The 17477-nt window shown below is 61.6% G+C and carries 16 protein-coding genes; 4 read left to right on the top strand and 12 right to left on the bottom strand.

All coding sequences use genetic code 11. The features are described 5' to 3' along the window. Nucleotides 1-35: 35 nt before the first annotated feature. Together rsfS and rlmH are read left to right on the top strand one after the other, a co-directional pair. Complete coding sequence (gene rsfS, locus ROSMUC_RS19325) at nucleotides 36-401, top strand: ribosome silencing factor (RefSeq protein ID WP_037276412.1); 366 nt, start codon at nucleotides 36-38, stop codon at nucleotides 399-401. Continuing rightward, a complete protein-coding gene (gene rlmH / locus ROSMUC_RS19320; protein WP_037276411.1) occupies nucleotides 402-872 on the top strand; it encodes a 23S rRNA (pseudouridine(1915)-N(3))-methyltransferase RlmH in 471 nt (156 codons plus the stop codon). Nucleotides 873-910: 38 nt separating this feature from the next. On the opposite strand, the gene mscL is transcribed toward rlmH, so the two are convergent. The 6 genes from mscL to argH all read right to left on the bottom strand — a co-directional run bounded on the left by mscL (nucleotide 911) and on the right by argH (nucleotide 7326). Continuing rightward, nucleotides 911-1333, bottom strand: a complete 423-nt coding sequence (gene mscL, locus ROSMUC_RS19315; protein WP_037276410.1) for a large conductance mechanosensitive channel protein MscL — start codon at nucleotides 1331-1333, stop codon at nucleotides 911-913. A gap of 162 nt (nucleotides 1334-1495) precedes the next feature. Then, nucleotides 1496-4096: a TIGR02302 family protein gene (locus ROSMUC_RS19310; protein WP_037276876.1), complete on the bottom strand. Its 2601-nt coding sequence runs from the start codon at nucleotides 4094-4096 to the stop codon at nucleotides 1496-1498. 37 nt (nucleotides 4097-4133) lie between these two features. After that, complete coding sequence (gene lysA, locus ROSMUC_RS19305) at nucleotides 4134-5399, bottom strand: diaminopimelate decarboxylase (RefSeq protein ID WP_037276408.1); 1266 nt, start codon at nucleotides 5397-5399, stop codon at nucleotides 4134-4136. 36 nt (nucleotides 5400-5435) lie between these two features. Beyond that, on the bottom strand, nucleotides 5436-5756 hold the full coding sequence (locus tag ROSMUC_RS19300) for a DUF2834 domain-containing protein (RefSeq protein WP_037276405.1): 321 nt from the start codon (nucleotides 5754-5756) through the stop codon (nucleotides 5436-5438). Further along, complete coding sequence (locus ROSMUC_RS21145; protein WP_037276403.1) at nucleotides 5753-5938, bottom strand: hypothetical protein; 186 nt, start codon at nucleotides 5936-5938, stop codon at nucleotides 5753-5755. Before ROSMUC_RS21145 ends, ROSMUC_RS19300 begins: the two co-directional genes overlap by 4 nt. Next, nucleotides 5935-7326: an argininosuccinate lyase gene (gene argH, locus ROSMUC_RS19290; protein WP_037276401.1), complete on the bottom strand. Its 1392-nt coding sequence runs from the start codon at nucleotides 7324-7326 to the stop codon at nucleotides 5935-5937. Before argH ends, ROSMUC_RS21145 begins: the two co-directional genes overlap by 4 nt. Nucleotides 7327-7350: 24 nt before the next feature. On the opposite strand from argH, the gene ROSMUC_RS19285 reads away from it, so the two are divergent. Further along, complete coding sequence (locus ROSMUC_RS19285) at nucleotides 7351-7917, top strand: TlpA disulfide reductase family protein (RefSeq protein ID WP_037276398.1); 567 nt, start codon at nucleotides 7351-7353, stop codon at nucleotides 7915-7917. 52 nt (nucleotides 7918-7969) lie between these two features. Next, nucleotides 7970-8371, top strand: a complete 402-nt coding sequence (locus ROSMUC_RS19280; RefSeq protein ID WP_037276396.1) for a hypothetical protein — start codon at nucleotides 7970-7972, stop codon at nucleotides 8369-8371. A 409-nt stretch (nucleotides 8372-8780) separates the two neighbouring features. Here the strand turns inward: ROSMUC_RS19280 and ROSMUC_RS19275 are convergent, their stop codons facing one another. From ROSMUC_RS19275 to ROSMUC_RS19250, 6 genes are all read right to left on the bottom strand, one after another. Beyond that, nucleotides 8781-10472 carry an ABC transporter ATP-binding protein gene (locus ROSMUC_RS19275; RefSeq protein ID WP_037276391.1) on the bottom strand — a complete coding sequence of 564 codons (1692 nt, stop codon included), beginning with the start codon at nucleotides 10470-10472 and terminating at the stop codon, nucleotides 8781-8783. Nucleotides 10473-10476: 4 nt separating this feature from the next. Next, nucleotides 10477-11715: an ABC transporter permease gene (locus ROSMUC_RS19270; RefSeq protein WP_037276390.1), complete on the bottom strand. Its 1239-nt coding sequence runs from the start codon at nucleotides 11713-11715 to the stop codon at nucleotides 10477-10479. A gap of 12 nt (nucleotides 11716-11727) precedes the next feature. Beyond that, on the bottom strand, nucleotides 11728-12684 hold the full coding sequence (locus ROSMUC_RS19265) for an ABC transporter permease (RefSeq protein ID WP_037276387.1): 957 nt from the start codon (nucleotides 12682-12684) through the stop codon (nucleotides 11728-11730). 199 nt (nucleotides 12685-12883) lie between these two features. Then, nucleotides 12884-14494 carry an ABC transporter substrate-binding protein gene (locus ROSMUC_RS19260; RefSeq protein WP_037276386.1) on the bottom strand — a complete coding sequence of 537 codons (1611 nt, stop codon included), beginning with the start codon at nucleotides 14492-14494 and terminating at the stop codon, nucleotides 12884-12886. Nucleotides 14495-14699: 205 nt separating this feature from the next. After that, the gene (locus ROSMUC_RS19255; RefSeq protein ID WP_037276385.1) at nucleotides 14700-16007 is read right to left on the bottom strand and encodes a replication-associated recombination protein A; all 1308 of its coding nucleotides are present in this window, start codon (nucleotides 16005-16007) and stop codon (nucleotides 14700-14702) included. Nucleotides 16008-16010: 3 nt separating this feature from the next. After that, nucleotides 16011-17387 carry a trypsin-like peptidase domain-containing protein gene (locus ROSMUC_RS19250; protein WP_037276383.1) on the bottom strand — a complete coding sequence of 459 codons (1377 nt, stop codon included), beginning with the start codon at nucleotides 17385-17387 and terminating at the stop codon, nucleotides 16011-16013. Between the last annotated feature and the right edge of the window lie 90 nt (nucleotides 17388-17477).

The raw sequence follows: 17477 nt of genomic DNA, 5'->3' as shown, positions 1-17477 counted from the left end.
ATGCGGCCAGTGCCGCTGACCAGGGGGCCATCGCGATGATGCCCACCATGACCGCAACGAGCGAAACGCAGCTTGCGGCGATCCTGACCTCTCTTGACGATGACAAGGCCGAAGACGTCGTGCAGATCGACCTGCGCGGCAAAACGGCGATGTGCGACTATATGGTGATCTGCTCGGGACGGTCTTCGCGGCAGGTTTCTGCCATTGCAGAGAAGCTGATGGATCGGCTCAAGCAGGATATGGGGATTGTGGCCCGCACCGAGGGCAAGGAAACCGGGGACTGGGTGCTGATCGACACGGGCGATGTGGTCGTCCATGTGTTCCGTCCCGAGGTGCGCGAGTTCTATCAGCTTGAGAAGATGTGGCTGCCTTCCGGGCAGGCGGCAGCGTCTCAGGTCTGAATGCGGGTTCACATCTGCGCGGTGGGCCGGTTACGGACCGGCCCGGAACGTGCGCTGTTCGACGATTATCTCACCCGGTTCGACCGAACGGGGCGCGCGCATGGTCTCGGACCTGCGACCCTGCACGAGGTCGAGGATAAGAAGGGCGGCGGGATGACAGCCGAGGCCGCGTTGCTAGACCGTGTGATTCCCCAAGGCGCGCTGCTCGCCGTGCTCGATGAACGCGGCAAACAGATCACATCTCCTGAATTTGCCGAGACTTTGGCCGGATGGCGGGATTCCGGACGCGGTGATCTCGCTTTGGTGATCGGTGGCGCCGATGGCATAGCGCCGGATTTGCGCGCGCGCGCCGATTTTGCGCTGTCCTTTGGCCGGATGGTCTGGCCGCATATGCTCGTCCGGGTGATGGTTGCCGAACAACTCTATCGTGCCGCCTCGATCCTTGCGGGCAGCCCTTATCACCGGGTGTGACAGGGCGAGAGGCGCGTTGGGCCCTCGCCCTCTTCGGTTTATTTTTTTAGCGCGTCACGGATTTCCATCAGGATATCCAGCTCCGACGGGCCGGGATCAGCGGCGGGGGCCTCTACCTTGGGCTTGGCTGTGGCAGCCTTGGCGCGATTGACCAACTTGACCAGAATGAACACCACCCAGGCGATGATGAGAAAGTTGATCACAGCCATGATGAACCGCCCATAGGCGAACACCGCAGCGCCCGCCTCTTCTGCGGCGGCGATCGAGGCATACTCGCCCGAGCCCAGCACAATATAAAGCCCAGAGAAATCAATACCGCCCAAGAACAGGCTGATGATGGGGTTGATGAGATCGGCAACGAGTGAGCCAACAATCGCCGTGAAAGCCGCCCCGATTATGATACCGACGGCCATGTCCATGACATTGCCTTTAGCGATGAAGTCCTTGAATTCCTGAATCATTTCCGTCCCTTTTCATAACTGTCACACAGGGCCCTTTTCGCGCACCCGAGCAGGGATTTAGCATATTCCCGAAAATGTTTGCGAAAATTCCATTGCGCGGCGTGGGGAAATACCTCGGGCCTCTCCCCGCGCGCCTGGACCGCCGAGCGCTCAGGCCATGCCTCAGAACCGCTCGAGCAAACGCTTGAGATAGTCGAGTTCGACATCCGGGCGCTCTCCTTCCCCCGAGCGCTTGCGGATTTCATCCAGCAACTCGCGTGCGCGGCGATAGACGTCCTCGCCCTGCAGGAGATTGTCTTGTGTGCCCACCTGTCTGCCCTGGCCCGCTTCGCGTCCCAAAGGATCGGCTTGTGCCTGCCCTGGCTGACCTTCGGCATCGCCCTGCCCACCGGGATTTTGTTGCTCGGCCATCGCCTCGCCCATATTACGCATCCCTTCGCGTAGAGCCTCCATCGCCTCGGCCTGATTGTCGATGGCCCCGGCCAGATCATCGTTGCGCAGCGCCTCTTCGGCCCCTTCCATGGCACGGCCCGCACGCTCCAAGGCATCTCGCGCAGCCTCTCCGGCCTCTCCGCCGAGTTGCGGCAAACCCTGTCTCTGCCGCTCCAGTTCGCGACGCAGCGCCTCTTGCCGCTCGGCCAATGACCCTTCGGCACCTTGACCGTCCTCGGCCTGTTGCTGACCTTCGCCGCCCTGGCCCTGCTGCTCGCCGCCCTGGCCACCCTGACCTTGTTGACCGTCATGGCTCTCGCCGCGCCCCTCGCCGCCGCTGCGGCCTTCGTTGTTCTGCGACTGGCCCGATTGCGCGCCGGGATTGAACTGTTCCTGCAAATCGCGGAATGCCTGATCCGAAAGGCCCTGCTGTTCGCGCAGCGTCTCGGCCAACCCTTCCATCGCCTGTTCACCGGGCGATTGCCCCTGCTGGCCCTGCCCTTGGGTGACCTGCATGTTCTCCATCATCTGCTGAAACTCTTCGAGCGCCTGCTGCGCCTCGGCATAGCGGCCCTGTTCCATCAGTTTCTGAATGCGGTCCATCATGTCCTGCAGATCCTGTTGGTTCATCTGCATCATGTTTTCAGCGCTGCGCTGGTCGCTTCCTTCGGGATTCTCACGCTCGGCTTGTTGCATTTTCTGGCGCAGATAATCCTGCGTGGCGTCGCGCAAATTCTGCATCAACCGCGCGATTTCTTCCTCGCTGGCGCCATTCTTCATCGCCTCGCTCAGCCGCTCTTGCGCGGCGCGCATCCGCTCTAGCGCATCGCCCAGATCGCCATCCTCAAGCAAGACACCCAGATCCCAGAGAGCCTGCGCAATCTCGTCACGCTCGGCCTCGTCCAACCCGTCGCTCTGCGTCATCGCCTCGAGCTGCCGGATGATGACCCGCAGCCGCAAATAGGCCTTCTCAGAGCGGAATAGCCGATCTTCGGGCCTGTAGGACACAGCCCGCAACACCTGAGCGACGCGCGGCGCGTTCTGCCGCGACCACAAGAGATCGCGCCGCTGCTCTATCACCGCCGCCGCCATCGGGTCAAAGAACCGCCGCGCGGGCAGGGCCATCTCGAACGGCTCGGACTGTCCCTGTTGCCCCGCCGCATCCTCAACCTGCAACCGCAGCGTGACGGGCAAATGTGCCCAAGGATGCTCCGAGAGGTTTTCGACCAGCGTTTCGGTGAACTCGGTCCGATCCCCGGCCAAGGGCATCGGCAGATCAAGACGGATCGCCGTACGCGGCTCTGGCTCGATGGCCAGACCGTGCCGCCGATCCACCCGCGCAAGATCAAGCTCAAAGACGGCCCCACCGCTCACCACGCCGTAATCATCGCGCGCTGCAAAGGGTTGGCTCATCTGCCCATCAAAGGCGGTGCGCGCCTCGCGCTCCACCACCTCGACCGCCGGTGCCTTATCAGCGAGGGCCTGAACCGTCCATGCACGGCCACCGGGCCCTTCAATCCGCATCTCACCGGTTCGCGCGACCTCGAATTGCTGCTCGGGATCGGTGCTTGGGGTCTCTGAACCCTCAGCCGATAGGGTTTCTGTGAGGCTGAGGGCGCCCACTTCGCCGTAGAACCGCAGAGTGATCCTGCTTCTTTCCGGCACCTCAATCACTGTATCTTGATCGGCCAGATATAGGCTCGGGAGGCCTGTGTAGGCGGGCGGCTCTATCCAGCCTTCCCATGTCGGACCAGAGGCCAGCGCCGCCGCACCGCCGCCCGGCACCATTTGCGCCACCGATCCCGCACGCCAGACCGAGCCGAAGAGGAGCGCCACGATGAGCGCGAGAAGTGCAATATAGCGCAACCCGAAAGGATCCTGCCGCGACAGTCGCAAATCCGGCTCGACCGCGCGCGCCTGCGCCGCCCGTGCCGCCATCCGCGCCTGATGCGCCCGCCAGAGCGCCGCCGACCCGGCATCGCCTGCGCCAATCGCCTGCACATCGCCAAGTGCTGCCAGCGGCCTGCCCGGCATGGCATCGTCGAGCCGCGCCAGTGCCTCGGCCCGACGTGGAAAACGGAACCGGGCCAAGCCCAACACGCCAAAGACAAGGACCGCGAGCACGCCCAGCATGCCTGCGCCCCACACCACCTCGACCGCGGCCATATCGTGAAGCCCCAGCATGAGCGCCGCCGCGCCCGCCGCAATCACACTCCAGACCGGCCAGAACGCGCGCACCAGACGTTCGGCAATCAACCCCGCCCATGTCAGCAGGAGCGGACGCCGCAAGCGCGCGCTCAGCATCTTCAGGGGGTTTTCGCTCGCAGCCATGCGCGGCACCTCATCCCGGCCCCGCGCGCCCATCGCGTCAGAGCCATTCGGGGATGGTATCGCGATTTATCATTTCGTCAAAGGTCGGTCTGCTCCGGATCACGGCAAAGTCACGCCCATGCACCAGAACTTCGGGCACCAGAGGCCGCGTGTTATACTCGCTCGACATCACCGCGCCATAAGCGCCGGCACTGCGAAACGCCACCAGATCGCCCTCGGCCAGCGGCGGCAGCATCCGCCCCTTGGCAAAGGTATCGCCCGATTCGCAAACCGGCCCCACCACATCATAGGGCTGTTGCTCGACACCGGGCGCTGCCTCGACCAGCGGCACGATGTCGTGATGCGCGTCATACATTGCCGGGCGGATGAGGTCATTCATCGCGGCATCGAGGATCAGGAAATCCCGCCCCTCGCCGGATTTCACATAGATCACACGGGCAACCAAAATCCCGGCATTGCCAGCAATCAATCGCCCCGGCTCGATCTCGATCTCACAGCCCAGATGCCCCAGCACCTCGCGGATCAGCGCGCCGTATTCCGTGGGCAAAGGCGGCGCCTCGTTCGAGCGGGTGTAGGGAATGCCCAGACCGCCCCCCAGATCAAGGCGGCGGATGTCATGGCCATCGGCGCGCAACACCTGCGTCAGTTCCGCGACCTTTTCATAGGCAAGGCGGAAAGGCGCCAATTCGGTCAGCTGACTGCCGATGTGCACGTCAATCCCGATCACCTCCAGCCCCGGCAGCGCGGCTGCCTGCGCATAGACTTCGCGCGCGCGCGCGATCGGAATGCCAAATTTGTTCTCACTCTTGCCGGTGGCAATCTTGGCATGGGTCTTGGCATCCACATCGGGATTGACCCGGATGGTGATTGGTGCGCGAACGCCCAATTCCAGCGCCACGGCGTTGAGCGCCACCATTTCCGGCTCGCTCTCGACGTTGAATTGCCGGATACCGCCGATAAGCGCCTGCCGCATCTCGTCCCGCGTCTTGCCCACGCCCGAGAACACGATCCGCTCACCCGGCACGCCCGCCGCCTTGGCCCGCGCATATTCCCCGCCCGAAACCACATCCATGCCAGCGCCCAAAGCCGCCAGCGTCTTGAGAATCGCCTGATTGCTCGCGGCTTTCATGGCGTAACAGACCAGATGATCCATGCCCGCCAGCGCCTCGTCAAACAGGCGGAAATGCCGGGTCAGCGTTGCGGTGGAATAGCAATAGAAGGGCGTGCCGACCGCTTCGGCGATCTCCGAGAGAGGCACGTCTTCGGCGTGCAGCACGCCGTTATGATAGAGAAAATGATCCACGCGCCGTTTCGCCCCGTTTCATCGTTCCAAAAATACTCAAATCCCGCGCGCATCACCGCGCGACGCCCGCAAGAACAGATAGAGCGGCAAACCGCAACTCACCCCGATGCAAAAGGTCGCCGGAATGACAATCAGGCCCAGCCAGTGCCGGTTCTGCACCGCCTCGACGATTACCCAGACCGTCAGCGCCACGGCGGCAATGGTCAGATCCCATACAAGGCCCGAACTCGCGGCATTGGCATGCCAGGCATCGACCATGCCCATCAGGTCATAGCCATTCTGCCCGAACCATTGCAGGAACCAATACATCGGGTGGATGGCGCCCCAGATGGCCAGAGCGGCAAAGACCCATCTCACAGGCCTACCCCGACGCCGACATTGACACCGCCCACGCGCACACCGCCACCCACGCCGACATTGACGCCATGTGTGCCTACGCCCACGTTCACACCCGCCGTCGGGCGCACCGGCTCTCCATCGACACCACAGCCCGCCAGCACCGCGAGGCTCAGAAGAGCAAAAGCCATGCGTAGAATCATCCCAACCGCTCCTTCCAGCGCGCCACCTGCGCCCGCACCTGCGCGGGCGCCGTGCCGCCATAGCTGACCCGTGAGGCCACCGAATTATGCACGCCCAGAACATCATAGACCGCTGCGGTGATTTCGCCATGTACCTCCTGCATCTCGCTCAGGCTGAGGTCGGGCAGATCACAGCCCTTGGCCTCGGCCTTGGCCACCAGCGCGCCCGTCACATGATGCGCCTCGCGGAAAGGCATATCGAGCACCCGCACCAGCCAATCCGCCAAATCCGTGGCCGTCGAGAAGCCAGAGCCGGCCGCCGCCTCGAGATTATCCGTGCGCGCCGCCATGTCGCGCACCATGCCTTCCATCGCGGCCAAGGCCAGCATCAGGTTGTCGGCGGCATCAAAGACCTGTTCCTTGTCTTCCTGCATGTCCTTGGAATACGCCAGTGGCAGGCCTTTCATGACCATCATCAGCGCCACATTGGCCCCGAAAATCCGCCCCACCTTGGCGCGGATCAGTTCTGCCGCATCGGGGTTCTTCTTCTGCGGCATGATGCTCGACCCGGTCGAGAATCGATCCGACAGCGCCACGAACCGGAACTGCGCCGAGGACCAGATCACCAGTTCTTCGGCAAAGCGGCTGAGATGCATCGCGCAGATGCTGGCCGCGCCCAGAAACTCCAGCGCGAAATCCCGGTCACTGACCGCGTCGAGCGAATTGGCGCAGGGACGGTCAAAGCCCAATGCCTTGGCTGTCATGTCACGGTCAATCGGAAAGGACGTGCCCGCCAGCGCCGCCGCGCCAAGAGGGCATTCGTTCATGCGCGCGCGCGCATCGCGCACACGACTCAGGTCGCGGCCAAACATCTCGACATAGGCCATCATGTGATGCCCCCATGTCACCGGCTGCGCAGTTTGCAGATGGGTGAAGCCCGGCATGACCCAATCCGCCCCCGCCTCTGCCTGCGCCAGAAGGGCGCGCATCAATGCCTGCAACGCCTGATCGACCGCATCCAGTTGGTCGCGCACCCAGAGCCGGAAATCGGTTGCCACCTGATCATTGCGGCTACGCCCGGTATGAAGACGCCCCGCCGGTGCGCCGATCAAATCCTTGAGCCGCGCCTCAACATTCATGTGAATATCCTCAAGCGCGGTCGAAAACTGAAACTTGCCCGCCTCGATCTCTGACAAGACCGTGAGCAGGCCTTCCCTCATCGCCGCTGCATCACTATCACTGACAATACCTGTCGCCGCCAACATCGCGGCATGGGCCCTCGAGCCGGCGATATCCTGTGCCGCCATCCGCTTGTCGAATGAGATCGAGGCATTAATTGCCTCCATGATCGCATCCGGCCCGGCGGCAAAGCGGCCACCCCACATCTGGTTCGAGGTCTTGTCAGTCATGTCTTTGGCCCTTCGGAGGGAATTATGAAAATCATTCGTCAGATCGTCCTTTATATGGCCGTGGCCCTTGGTGCAAATACTGCCATGGCCGATACAGCCGCGCTCGAGGCGCTGCGCGACGGCGACATGAAGAAACTGAATTTCCATACGCAGCCCGCCGCCGTGCCCCTGACCGAATACACCCGCGCCGATGGCAGCACCGGCACGCTGGCCGATTTTCAAGGGCGGTATGTCCTGCTGAACTTCTGGGCGACATGGTGCGCCCCCTGCCGGGCAGAGATGCCGACGCTCTCGAACCTGCAACGCGAGATGCAAAGCGAGAAATTCGAGGTCGTCACCATCGCCACAGGCCGCAACGCACCGACGGCGATGGCCAAGTTCTTTGACGAGATCGGCGTCGACAACCTGCCGCTGCACACCGACCCCAAGAGCGCCCTCGCCCGCACGATGGGTGTCTTTGGCCTGCCCATCACCGTGATCCTCGATCCCGAGGGTCACGAAATCGCCCGCCTGCAAGGGGATGCCCATTGGGATTCCGAGAGCGCCAAGGCGATCATCGGGGCGTTGGTGACAAACGCTAGTGGCAGTTGAGCTTGAGGCCGAATTGTGGGTAGGGTCAGGGATTACAGAAAGGTATCCCGCAATGAGCATCCGCTTGGCTTCTTTGACGATTATCGGCTCTCTCGGCTTGCTCGCTGCCTGTGCAACGCCACGCGAGCAATGTATCGCCGGGGCCACGCAGGATTATCGCAGCGTTGAAACTGCGATTGCAACGGCACAAGGGAATATCGCACGCGGTTATGCGCTGCACACGCAAACGGTGCCCTACACGGTCACGTCGACCTGTTATCGCAACGACCCCTACCGCAACATCGTGCTGCCCTATCCGTGCCCGTCCACGCAGTATCGCACCCAAACCACGCCGGTTGCGATTGATGTCTCTGAGGAACGCCGCAAGCTGGCGGATTACCAGAAGATGCTCCCGCAACTGAGAAAGCAGGCGCAGATTCAGGTTCAGCAATGCGAGGCGCGATTCCCAGAGTAGCGCGCGGCGAACCACGGGACCGTGCGCGCAGCCTCTGCAAACGTCGCTTTTGGCACTGATCCTTCGCAATCTCTTGATATGTGAAAATCGGGCAGGTGGCATGCTGCAAATGCATGGATTTTCGACAGATTGCCCATTGTGCAAATCCATAAATCAATTATGTGCGCCCTGTGATCGTGAGAGCGATCCGGGGACGCAACGCTATAATGGAGGCAAGCCGATGACCCGCGATGAATTGAACCGCGAACTGCGCGCGCATAGTGCCTCTTGGCAGGCTGTGATGATCGTCTATGGCGCGATCATTGGCACATTCGTGCTGTCCGCTATGGCGATCCTTTAACGCCACACGATCCGAAGACTCTGCGCATATGATCACGCGGAGGGAGACCCCTCCGCGCCATGATCATTTTCAAGCGTTGGCACCCGAAAGTTTGGGATCGTTCGGATCGATTCGCGCCGCGGCCGCATCGCCAACATTGTCGATCCCGCGTTCTTCCAACAGCGTGGTCAGCCAATTGGGGTCCATCTCGGGCACCGAGCTAAGCAGCAGGTCGGTATAGGGATGGTGCGGCGGCGTGAACATCTCGTCCTTCGGCCCCTGCTCCACCACCTTGCCATGCTGCATCACGACCACCTCGTCAGCGATGGAGCGGACTGTGGCAAGATCATGGGTGATGAACATATAGGCCAGCCCCAATTCGTTTTGCAGCCGGTCGAGCAGGCGCAGGATGCCTTCAGCGACCAACTGGTCGAGCGCGGATGTCACCTCGTCGCAGACGATGAATGTCGGTTCCGCCGCCAGCGCGCGGGCAATGCCGATACGCTGTTTTTGGCCACCGGACAGTTCAGGCGGATAGCGGTTGTAGTATTGCGAGGGTTCAAGCTCGATCAGGTCGAGCAATTCATCCACCCGGTTCTTGAGCGCCACACCCTTGAGGCCTGAGTAGAAGGCGGCAGGGCGCCCGATGATCTCGGAAATCCGAACCTTGGGATTGAGCGCGGTATCGGCCATCTGATAAATCATCTGGCACTGGCGCAACTGGTCCTTGGTGCGGTCCTTGTAGCTGGGCGGAAAGGGCTCGCCCTTGAACAAGACCTCACCCTTGGACGGCGGCAAGAGACCTGTGATCACCCGCGCCGTGGTGGATTTGCCCGAGCCGGACTCGCCCACCACCGCCACGGTCATGCCTTCGTAAATGTCGAAACTGACATCATCCAGCACCTTGGCCCCGCCGGTATAGGAGGCATCGACATTGCGCACTGAAATCAGTGGCACGCCATCCTTGGGGCGATGTCGCTGCGGGCTTTGAAAGCTGCGCACCGCCCAGAGGGATTTGGTGTATTCCTCTTGCGGATTGTCGAGCATCTGCTTGGTGGGCGCTTCTTCGACCTCGCGCCCCTTGAGCAGCACCTTGATCGTGTCGGCCATCTGCGCCACGACCGCCAGATCGTGCGTGATGTAGATGGCGGCGGTGTTGTACTCATCCACAATATCGCGAATCGCGGCTAGCACCTCGATCTGCGTGGTCACGTCGAGCGCGGTTGTCGGTTCGTCAAAGATGATGAGATCGGGACGGCAAGACATGGCCATCGCGGTCATCGCCCGCTGCAACTGCCCGCCCGACACCTGATGCGGATAGCGAAAGCCGATTTCGGTGGGATTTGGCAGGCGCAGCTTTTCGTAAAGCTGCATGGCGTCCTCTTGCGCCTCTACCCGCTTTTTTAGCCGGTATTGCAGGGGCGCTTCGGTGTGCTGGTCGATGATCTTGTGCGCCGGGTTGAACGAGGCCGCCGCAGATTGCGCCACATAGGCGATCCGCGAGCCGCGCAACATGCGCCGCTCACTTTCCGACGCGGTGGTCAGTTCCATCCCGTCAAACTCGATCGAACCATTCGAGATGCGCGTGCCATCGCGCGCATAGCCCATGCAGGCCGCGCCGATGGTGGATTTGCCGGCACCGGATTCGCCGATCAGACCCATCACCTCGCCGCGATGCAGGGTCAGGTCCACACCCTTGATGATGTCGACCCAGGTTTCATCGGAATAGCCCTGAATCTTCAGGTCGCGGATTTTCAGCAGTACGTCTTTGCTCTTGATCATGGGGTCACACCTTCAGGCCGGAGGAGCGGTAGAGCATCCAGTCCACCACGAAATTGACCGCAACCGTCAATAGCGCGATGGCCGCAGCAGGGATGAGCGGGGTGATGTCGCCGAATGAGATCAGCGTTGCGTTTTCACGCACCATCGAGCCCCAGTCGGCGGTGGGCGGCTGAATGCCAAGCCCAAGGAACGACAGCCCCGCGATGAGCAGGAACACAAAGCAGAATTCAAGACCGAATTCGGCGATCAAAGGGGCTGTGGAATTGGGCAGGATTTCACGACGTATGAGATACCACTTGCGCTCGCCCCGCAGTTTCGCGGCCTCGATGTAATCCATCACCACCACATTGCCCGCCACGGCCCGCGTCAGGCGAAACACACGCGGGCTATAGATCACCGCGACCACCAGAATGAGGATGATCTCGGACGGGTTGAAGATCGTCAGCATAAAGCCGCCAAACATTGCCGCAACCCCCACAAGGACCGCAAGGCCGATCACCCAAGCCATGAGGCTACGCTCTGCAATCGCCGAGACGAGCAAAAGGCCCGTGATCCCGGTAAACGCCGAAAGCAACCAAAAGCTGGTGGTATCATTCGCAAGATCGCCGCCAAAGATCGACAGCATCAGCAGGGCAAAGATCAGCGACGGGATCGACATGATCACATCCGATGTCCGCGCGAGAAACTGATCGAACCAGCCGCCCGAAGTGGCCGCCATGAGACCGGCAAGCGCCCCCAGCAGAAAGGCCATGACCGTGCCCGCCAAGGCCAGAGCCACTGTATTTCGCGCGCCGTAAACCAACCGGCTAAAGATATCGCGGCCCAGTTGATCCGCCCCAAGCAGCATGTTTGCATCCGCCGGGGCGAAGGCAGAGGTGATCACCTCTGCTTCGCCATGGGGCGCAATGAGCGGGGCAAAGATTCCCGCTACGGCCACGGTAAAGATCACGAACATGCCAAAGGCGGCCGTCAGCGGCGCGGTGCGCAGTTCCTTGGCAAGGTTCCTGGACGCGATGGCAATCAGAAACTCGCGGAAGGCATAGGACACCATGGCCGACAGCGCCAAGAGGCCGGCCAGAATGGCCACGATCCGCAACGCGGACACGCCACCAATGATGCCCAGCACAAAGGACACCAATGTCAGGGAAAAGAGCAGCAGAAAGGCTGACCGCTTGTTGAAATACGCCGCAAGGCAAGAGGCACCGAGCAGCAGGGTGTAGTAGGCGATGACGAATAGGCTCATGTCTCTAACCCCTTACTTCGGATGCCGCAGGCGCGGGTTGGTCAGAATTGACCCCACATCCGCCGCCAGATTGAGCAGGATGAAAGTGGCGGCAAAGATCAGACAGCAGGCCTGAACTACGGGGAAATCCCGTTTGCTGACTGCATCGACCAGCGCCTGACCGATTCCCGGATAGACAAAGACCACCTCAACCAGCACGACCCCGGTGATGAGATAAGCAAGGTTGAGCGCCACCACGTTGATGATCGGTGCCCAGGCATTGGGCAGGGCGTGTTTTACGATAACCTTCCAGGGCGGTGCGCCCTTGAGTCGGGCCATTTCGATATAGGGCGAAGCCAGAAGGTTGATGATCGCCGCCCGCGTCATGCGCATCATATGCGCGGTCACGACCAGAACGAGGGTCAGCGCGGGCAGAAAGGTGCGATACAAGAGATCGCCAAAACTCATGTCATTGCTGAGGCTGGCGATGGCAGGAAACATGCCCGTTTTGACCGCAAGATAGAGAATCAGGATATAGCCCAAAAAGAATTCGGGGCTGGAGATCGAGGTGAGCGTGGCGACGTTTGCCACCCTGTCAAAGATCGAGTTGCGCAATAGGGCCACGAGGACGCCCAGCACGATGGAAATCGGCACGGCAATCGCGGCGGCATAGGCAGCGAGAAACAGCGTATTGGCAAAGCGTTCGCCAATCGTCTCGGCCACGCTGGCCCCCGTCACGATGGAATTGCCGAAATCCAGCGTCACGGCCCCGGCAAGCCAGTGCAGGTAGCGCACGAGCGCGGGCTGATCCAGACCCATCTCCTTGCGCAATGCCGCCAGATTCTCGGGTGTCGCCCCTTGTCCAAGCACCGCCTGCGCGATGTCACCGGGCAAAAGCTCGACCATGAAAAAAATGATCACGGATATGACCAGTAGAATGATCAATCCCAATCCGAGCCGTTTTACAACGAGCCCAAGGATGTCCCCCATCTTTCCCTCCTGTTGTTTTAGCTCTCGCCTTGTCTTTGGCGCGGCCTTTGTGGCTCAGGCTAACAGTGATTTGGGTCCGGGCGTAAACAAATTCCGTGTTTGACCCATCACGATGACGCAGAGTGCCGAAGCGGGATGATGGCCCCGGCTTCGGCGATTAAGAACCCGGCACCTTTCGGTGCCGGGTCTTGGGGTAATCTCAGGTCTCAAACCACCAGCGGCTTGCGGCGCGCGCGCCGTCACAGCCCCAGCTTGCCGCAACCTGTTCCGGGCGCTTGACGCCTTTGCCGCGCGCATAGACCCAATTGTTGAAGAACGGCAGAAGGGTGCCACCGTCATCGCGCATCAAGAGACACATCTCGCGATACATCTCGGCGCGCAGGGTCTGATCCAGCTCGGACTTGGCCTGAAGCAGCAGTTCATTGAACCGCTCGTTCTGCCACCGGCTTTCGTTCCAGGCCGCGTCATCCTTGTAGGCGAGGGTGAACATGACATCCGGCGTCGGGCGCGAACCCCAGGAAACGGCGCTAAACGGCTTCTTGAGCCAGACATCGGAATAATACCCGTCGCTCGGCTCGCGCACGACCTTGATGTTGATGCCGGCGGCCTTGGCCTGTTCGGCATAGAGCACACACATATCGACCGCGCCGGTATAGACACTCTCGGCCACGGAGAGATTGACGGTGAGCCCCTCTTGCCCCGCATCCTTGAGCAGCGACTTGGCTTGGTCGGGATCGTATTCGCGCTGCGGAATATCCGACGGCCAATAGGGCTGAACCGGCGAGAGGTGGAAATCATTGCCCTTGGTGGCCGCGCCAAAGGCAATTTTCTCGATGATCTCGTCCCGATCCATCGCAAGTTTCAGCGCGGTGCGCACGCGCACATCGCTGAACGGTGCCGTATCGCAGAACATCGGCATGGTGATCGCACCCCCGGAAGGGATATTGTCAACCGAGATGTCTGGATTGCGCTGCAAGAGCGCCAAGGTCTTGAGTTCGATCAGCGAGACGCAATCCACATCCCCCGTCACCAGCGCCGTTTGCCGCGCGTTGGGATCGTTGAGGACGATCATCGTGACCTTGTCGAAATAGGCCCCTTTCCCGTGCCAGCCATCGTGCCGCGCCAGTTCCCAACGAATGCCGAATTCGCCCGACTCGATCTTGTAGGGGCCAGTCCCATCGCCCGATTGCCAATCAATCGTGCCATCGCCATTCGAGGGGCAGATCGCAAAGTGATAGTCGGTCATCAGCCATGGCAGATCGGCATTGCCGCGCGCCAGGCTGATCGTGACCGTATGATCACCATCGGCGGTGATATCGGTAACATCGGTCAAGAGCGCCTTGGCCGCCGAGGTCGAGGCGTCGCCGCGGTGATGGTTGAGACTGTCGATCACATCCTGCGCCGTCACCGGCTTGCCACTGTGGAAAGAGGCGTCGGGATTGAGTTCAAACGTCCATTGCTTGGCGTCGGGTGTCGCTTCCCAACTGGTCGCAAGGTCCGGCCCAAGCGAATTGTCCGGCTCGATCAAGGTTAGGTAGCTGCGATGTGTATGGGCCAGAAAGATCATCTGACGTGTCACATAGGTGCCGGGATCATGGGTGTCCGAGGTGTTGCCGTCATGCACGCCCCAGCGGAATGTGCCGCCCCGTGAAGGGTTCGCGGCAGCAGAAGTGCCCCAGAGGCCGGTCGCGGCAGAGGCAGTCACACCCGCAGCGGCGGCATAATGCATGAACGACCGGCGTGAGATATCCCCGGTACGCGCAGCCTGCGCGAGCCGGTCCAAAAGGACCTGATCGGTTTTCTTTTTCATCTGGTTTCCCTGTCTTGTTTTGAATTTGTGATTGGCGACGACGCAGCATCAGGCCATTCCGAAAGCTTGGGTTTCGGACGGTCAAAGAGGATGCACAAATGCGACATGTCTGTAGCAAAACACGAAATGCGACATGTTTCCAGACCCTAATCGTGCCATCTGGACAGATTAAAAGGTCATAGATTCTGAGGTTTTGAGGGTTTTCTCAGGTCCGGCGTAGGCGCAGCTTGGCGAAATACTCGAGTCGTTTTTTGAGCTCGCGCTCGTATCCGCGCTCGACCGGCTGGTAGAGAACCGGGCGCTTCATGCCATCTGGAAAGTAATTCTGACCCGAGAATCCATCCTCGGCGTCGTGGTCATAGGCATAGCCGTCGCCGTATCCCTGCTCTTTCATGAGGCGAGTTGGCGCGTTGAGGATATGCTTGGGCGGTGGCTCGCTCCCGGTCTTTTTGGCCTCGCGCAGCGCGGCCTTGTAGGCCACATATCCGGCGTTCGATTTTGGCGCGAGGGCAAGATAGGCCACGGCCTGACCTAGGGCCAGTTCACCTTCTGGGCTACCGAGCCGCTCATAGGTTTCCCAGGCGTGCAAACAGATGGATTGCGCCTGCGGATCGGCGAGGCCAATATCCTCGATCGCCATGCGCAGGATGCGTCGGGCAAGGTAACGCGGGTCCTCGCCGCCCGTCAGCATCCGCGCCAGCCAGTAGAGCGCAGCATCGGGATCAGAGCCGCGCACCGACTTGTGCAGCGCCGAGATCAGGTTGTAATGCTCATCGCCCGATTTGTCATATTTGGCGGCGCGCTTCATCAGGCGAGAGGCGAGCGCAGCGCTGTCCAGCTTGCCCTCGACCTTCCACGCGGCAACCTGTTCGCTCAGATTGAGGAGGGCGCGCCCGTCCCCATCGGCCATCTCAAGCAAGGCCTCGCGTGCCGGACCGTCGAGCGGAAGGGCGCGGCCCAGCTCTTGCTCGGCGCGCTGTGCGAGGCGTTCAAGATCAGCCAGAGCAAGCCGCGTCAGGACCAAGACCTGCGCGCGACTGAGCAGCGCCGCGTTCAACTCGAAACTCGGGTTTTCCGTTGTCGCACCAACCAGAAGGATCGTGCCATCCTCCATATGCGGCAGGAATCCGTCTTGCTGCGCCTTGTTGAAACGGTGGATCTCATCCACGAAAAGCAGCGTTCCACGACCCTGCGCGCGGCGATGCTTGGCCTCTTCGAAAACCTTGCGCAATTCGGGCACGCCGGTGAAAATGGCGCTGATCTGGACGAAATGCAGATCGGTTTCATCGGCCAGGAGGCGGGCAATCGTCGTCTTGCCCACCCCGGGCGGTCCCCAGAGGATGAGCGAACCAAGACTGCCCGAATCCAGCATTACCCCAAGCGGGGCCTCAGGCCCCAACACCTGTTCCTGCCCGATCACATCCGCCAGACGACGCGGCCGCAGCCGGTCCGCCAGCGGGCGCGGGGCTGTTTCGGCGCGGGGCGTGTCGCCCGTATCAAAGAGATCCGCCACCGGTCAGATCCTGAAGCGCAGCGTCAGGCGCTGCCCATCCCGTAAAAGATCGAGCGTGAACGTGTTCACCGCCCCCTCCAGTGCTCCGCGCGCGTCGCGGCTGCTCTCGACCGGGCGCCCATTGACCTGCCTCAGAATGTCGCCGGGCCGCAATCCGGCCCGCACGCCATAAGGGCCGGGGTCCTCGACCATAACGCCCTCTGACATCAGCGGCAGGCGGTATTGCTCGATCACGGCGGGATTGATGGTCGAGAGGGTCATCTGTGGAATGGCGGCGCGTGGTCCGGTGTCCAGCGGATTGCGCGGCGGCAGGTCGGGCGCGGCGATCAGGGCGATCTGGACCTCGTCCTCGTCCCCATCGCGCAGGCGGGTTATGGTCGTGTCCGCCCCGATCCCCGCCAGAGACATGCGATAGATCACCTCGGCGGGGCTGTTGACCGGCTGACCGCCCACCCTGGTGATCACGTCGCCGGGGCGGATCTGGCTGGCAAAGCTGCTTTGGGGATGCACCTCGGAAATCACCACGCCATCAGGACGCGCGATGCCCAGACCCTCGGCCATATCGGGCGTCACGGGCTGACCGCCCAGACCCGCCCAAGGCCGTTCGAACACCGTTTTACCGGCACGTGCCTGCGCCACGAACTGCGTCACGAGGCCCGAGGGAATGGCAAAGCCGATGCCGTTCGAGCCGCCAGAGCGCGATAAGATCGCGGTGTTGATGCCGATGAGATCGCCGTTGACATCGACCAGTGCCCCGCCTGAATTGCCCGGGTTGATCGGTGCGTCGGTCTGGATGAAATAGCCGCGCGCATTGCCTGTGGCGGTGCCCGAGCGCGCAAGCCCCGAGACGATTCCGCTCGAGACTGTCTGCCCCACGCCAAAGGGATTGCCGATGGCCAGCACCAGTTCGCCCACCTGCACGGTGTCGCTGTCGCGCAGATCGAGGGCAGGCAGGTCCGGGGCATTCTCGACCTGCAAGACCGCGAGATCCGCCTCTTCATCGCCCAAGAGAACGCGGGCGGCGTATTCACGGCGGTCGTTCAGCACCACGCGGATATCCGTGGCCTCGCCCACCACATGATAATTCGACACCACAATACCATCCGTCGAGAGTATCACGCCGGATCCGAGGGAGTTCTGCACGCGCGGACGGCTGGCCCCGAAGTCGTTGAAGAACCGCTCGAAGAACGGATCACCGCGAAAGGGGCTGCGGCGCGCCTCGACGACGCGACTGGCGTAGATATTGACAACCGCAGGCGCGGCCTCTTGCACCACCGGGGCAAAGCCCAACTGGATTTCGGCCTGGCTGACCGGCACGCGGGTTTCAGCGCGCGGCAGACCGGGAAGGGCCAATAGAACAAGACATAGAAAGCGGAACATGACGGCTCCCCAAGGGTGATCTTGGCCTTTGAGATATGCTGGGACTGGCGCGCCAATGCAAGGCTTTGCAGCGTCTTGTGATGCCATAGT

The sequence above is a fragment of the Roseovarius mucosus DSM 17069 genome (genome assembly GCF_000768555.3).
GTDB lineage: Bacteria > Pseudomonadota > Alphaproteobacteria > Rhodobacterales > Rhodobacteraceae > Roseovarius > Roseovarius mucosus.
Note: the sequence above shows the minus strand (reverse complement) of the source record. Positions and strands in the feature narration are given on the sequence as shown.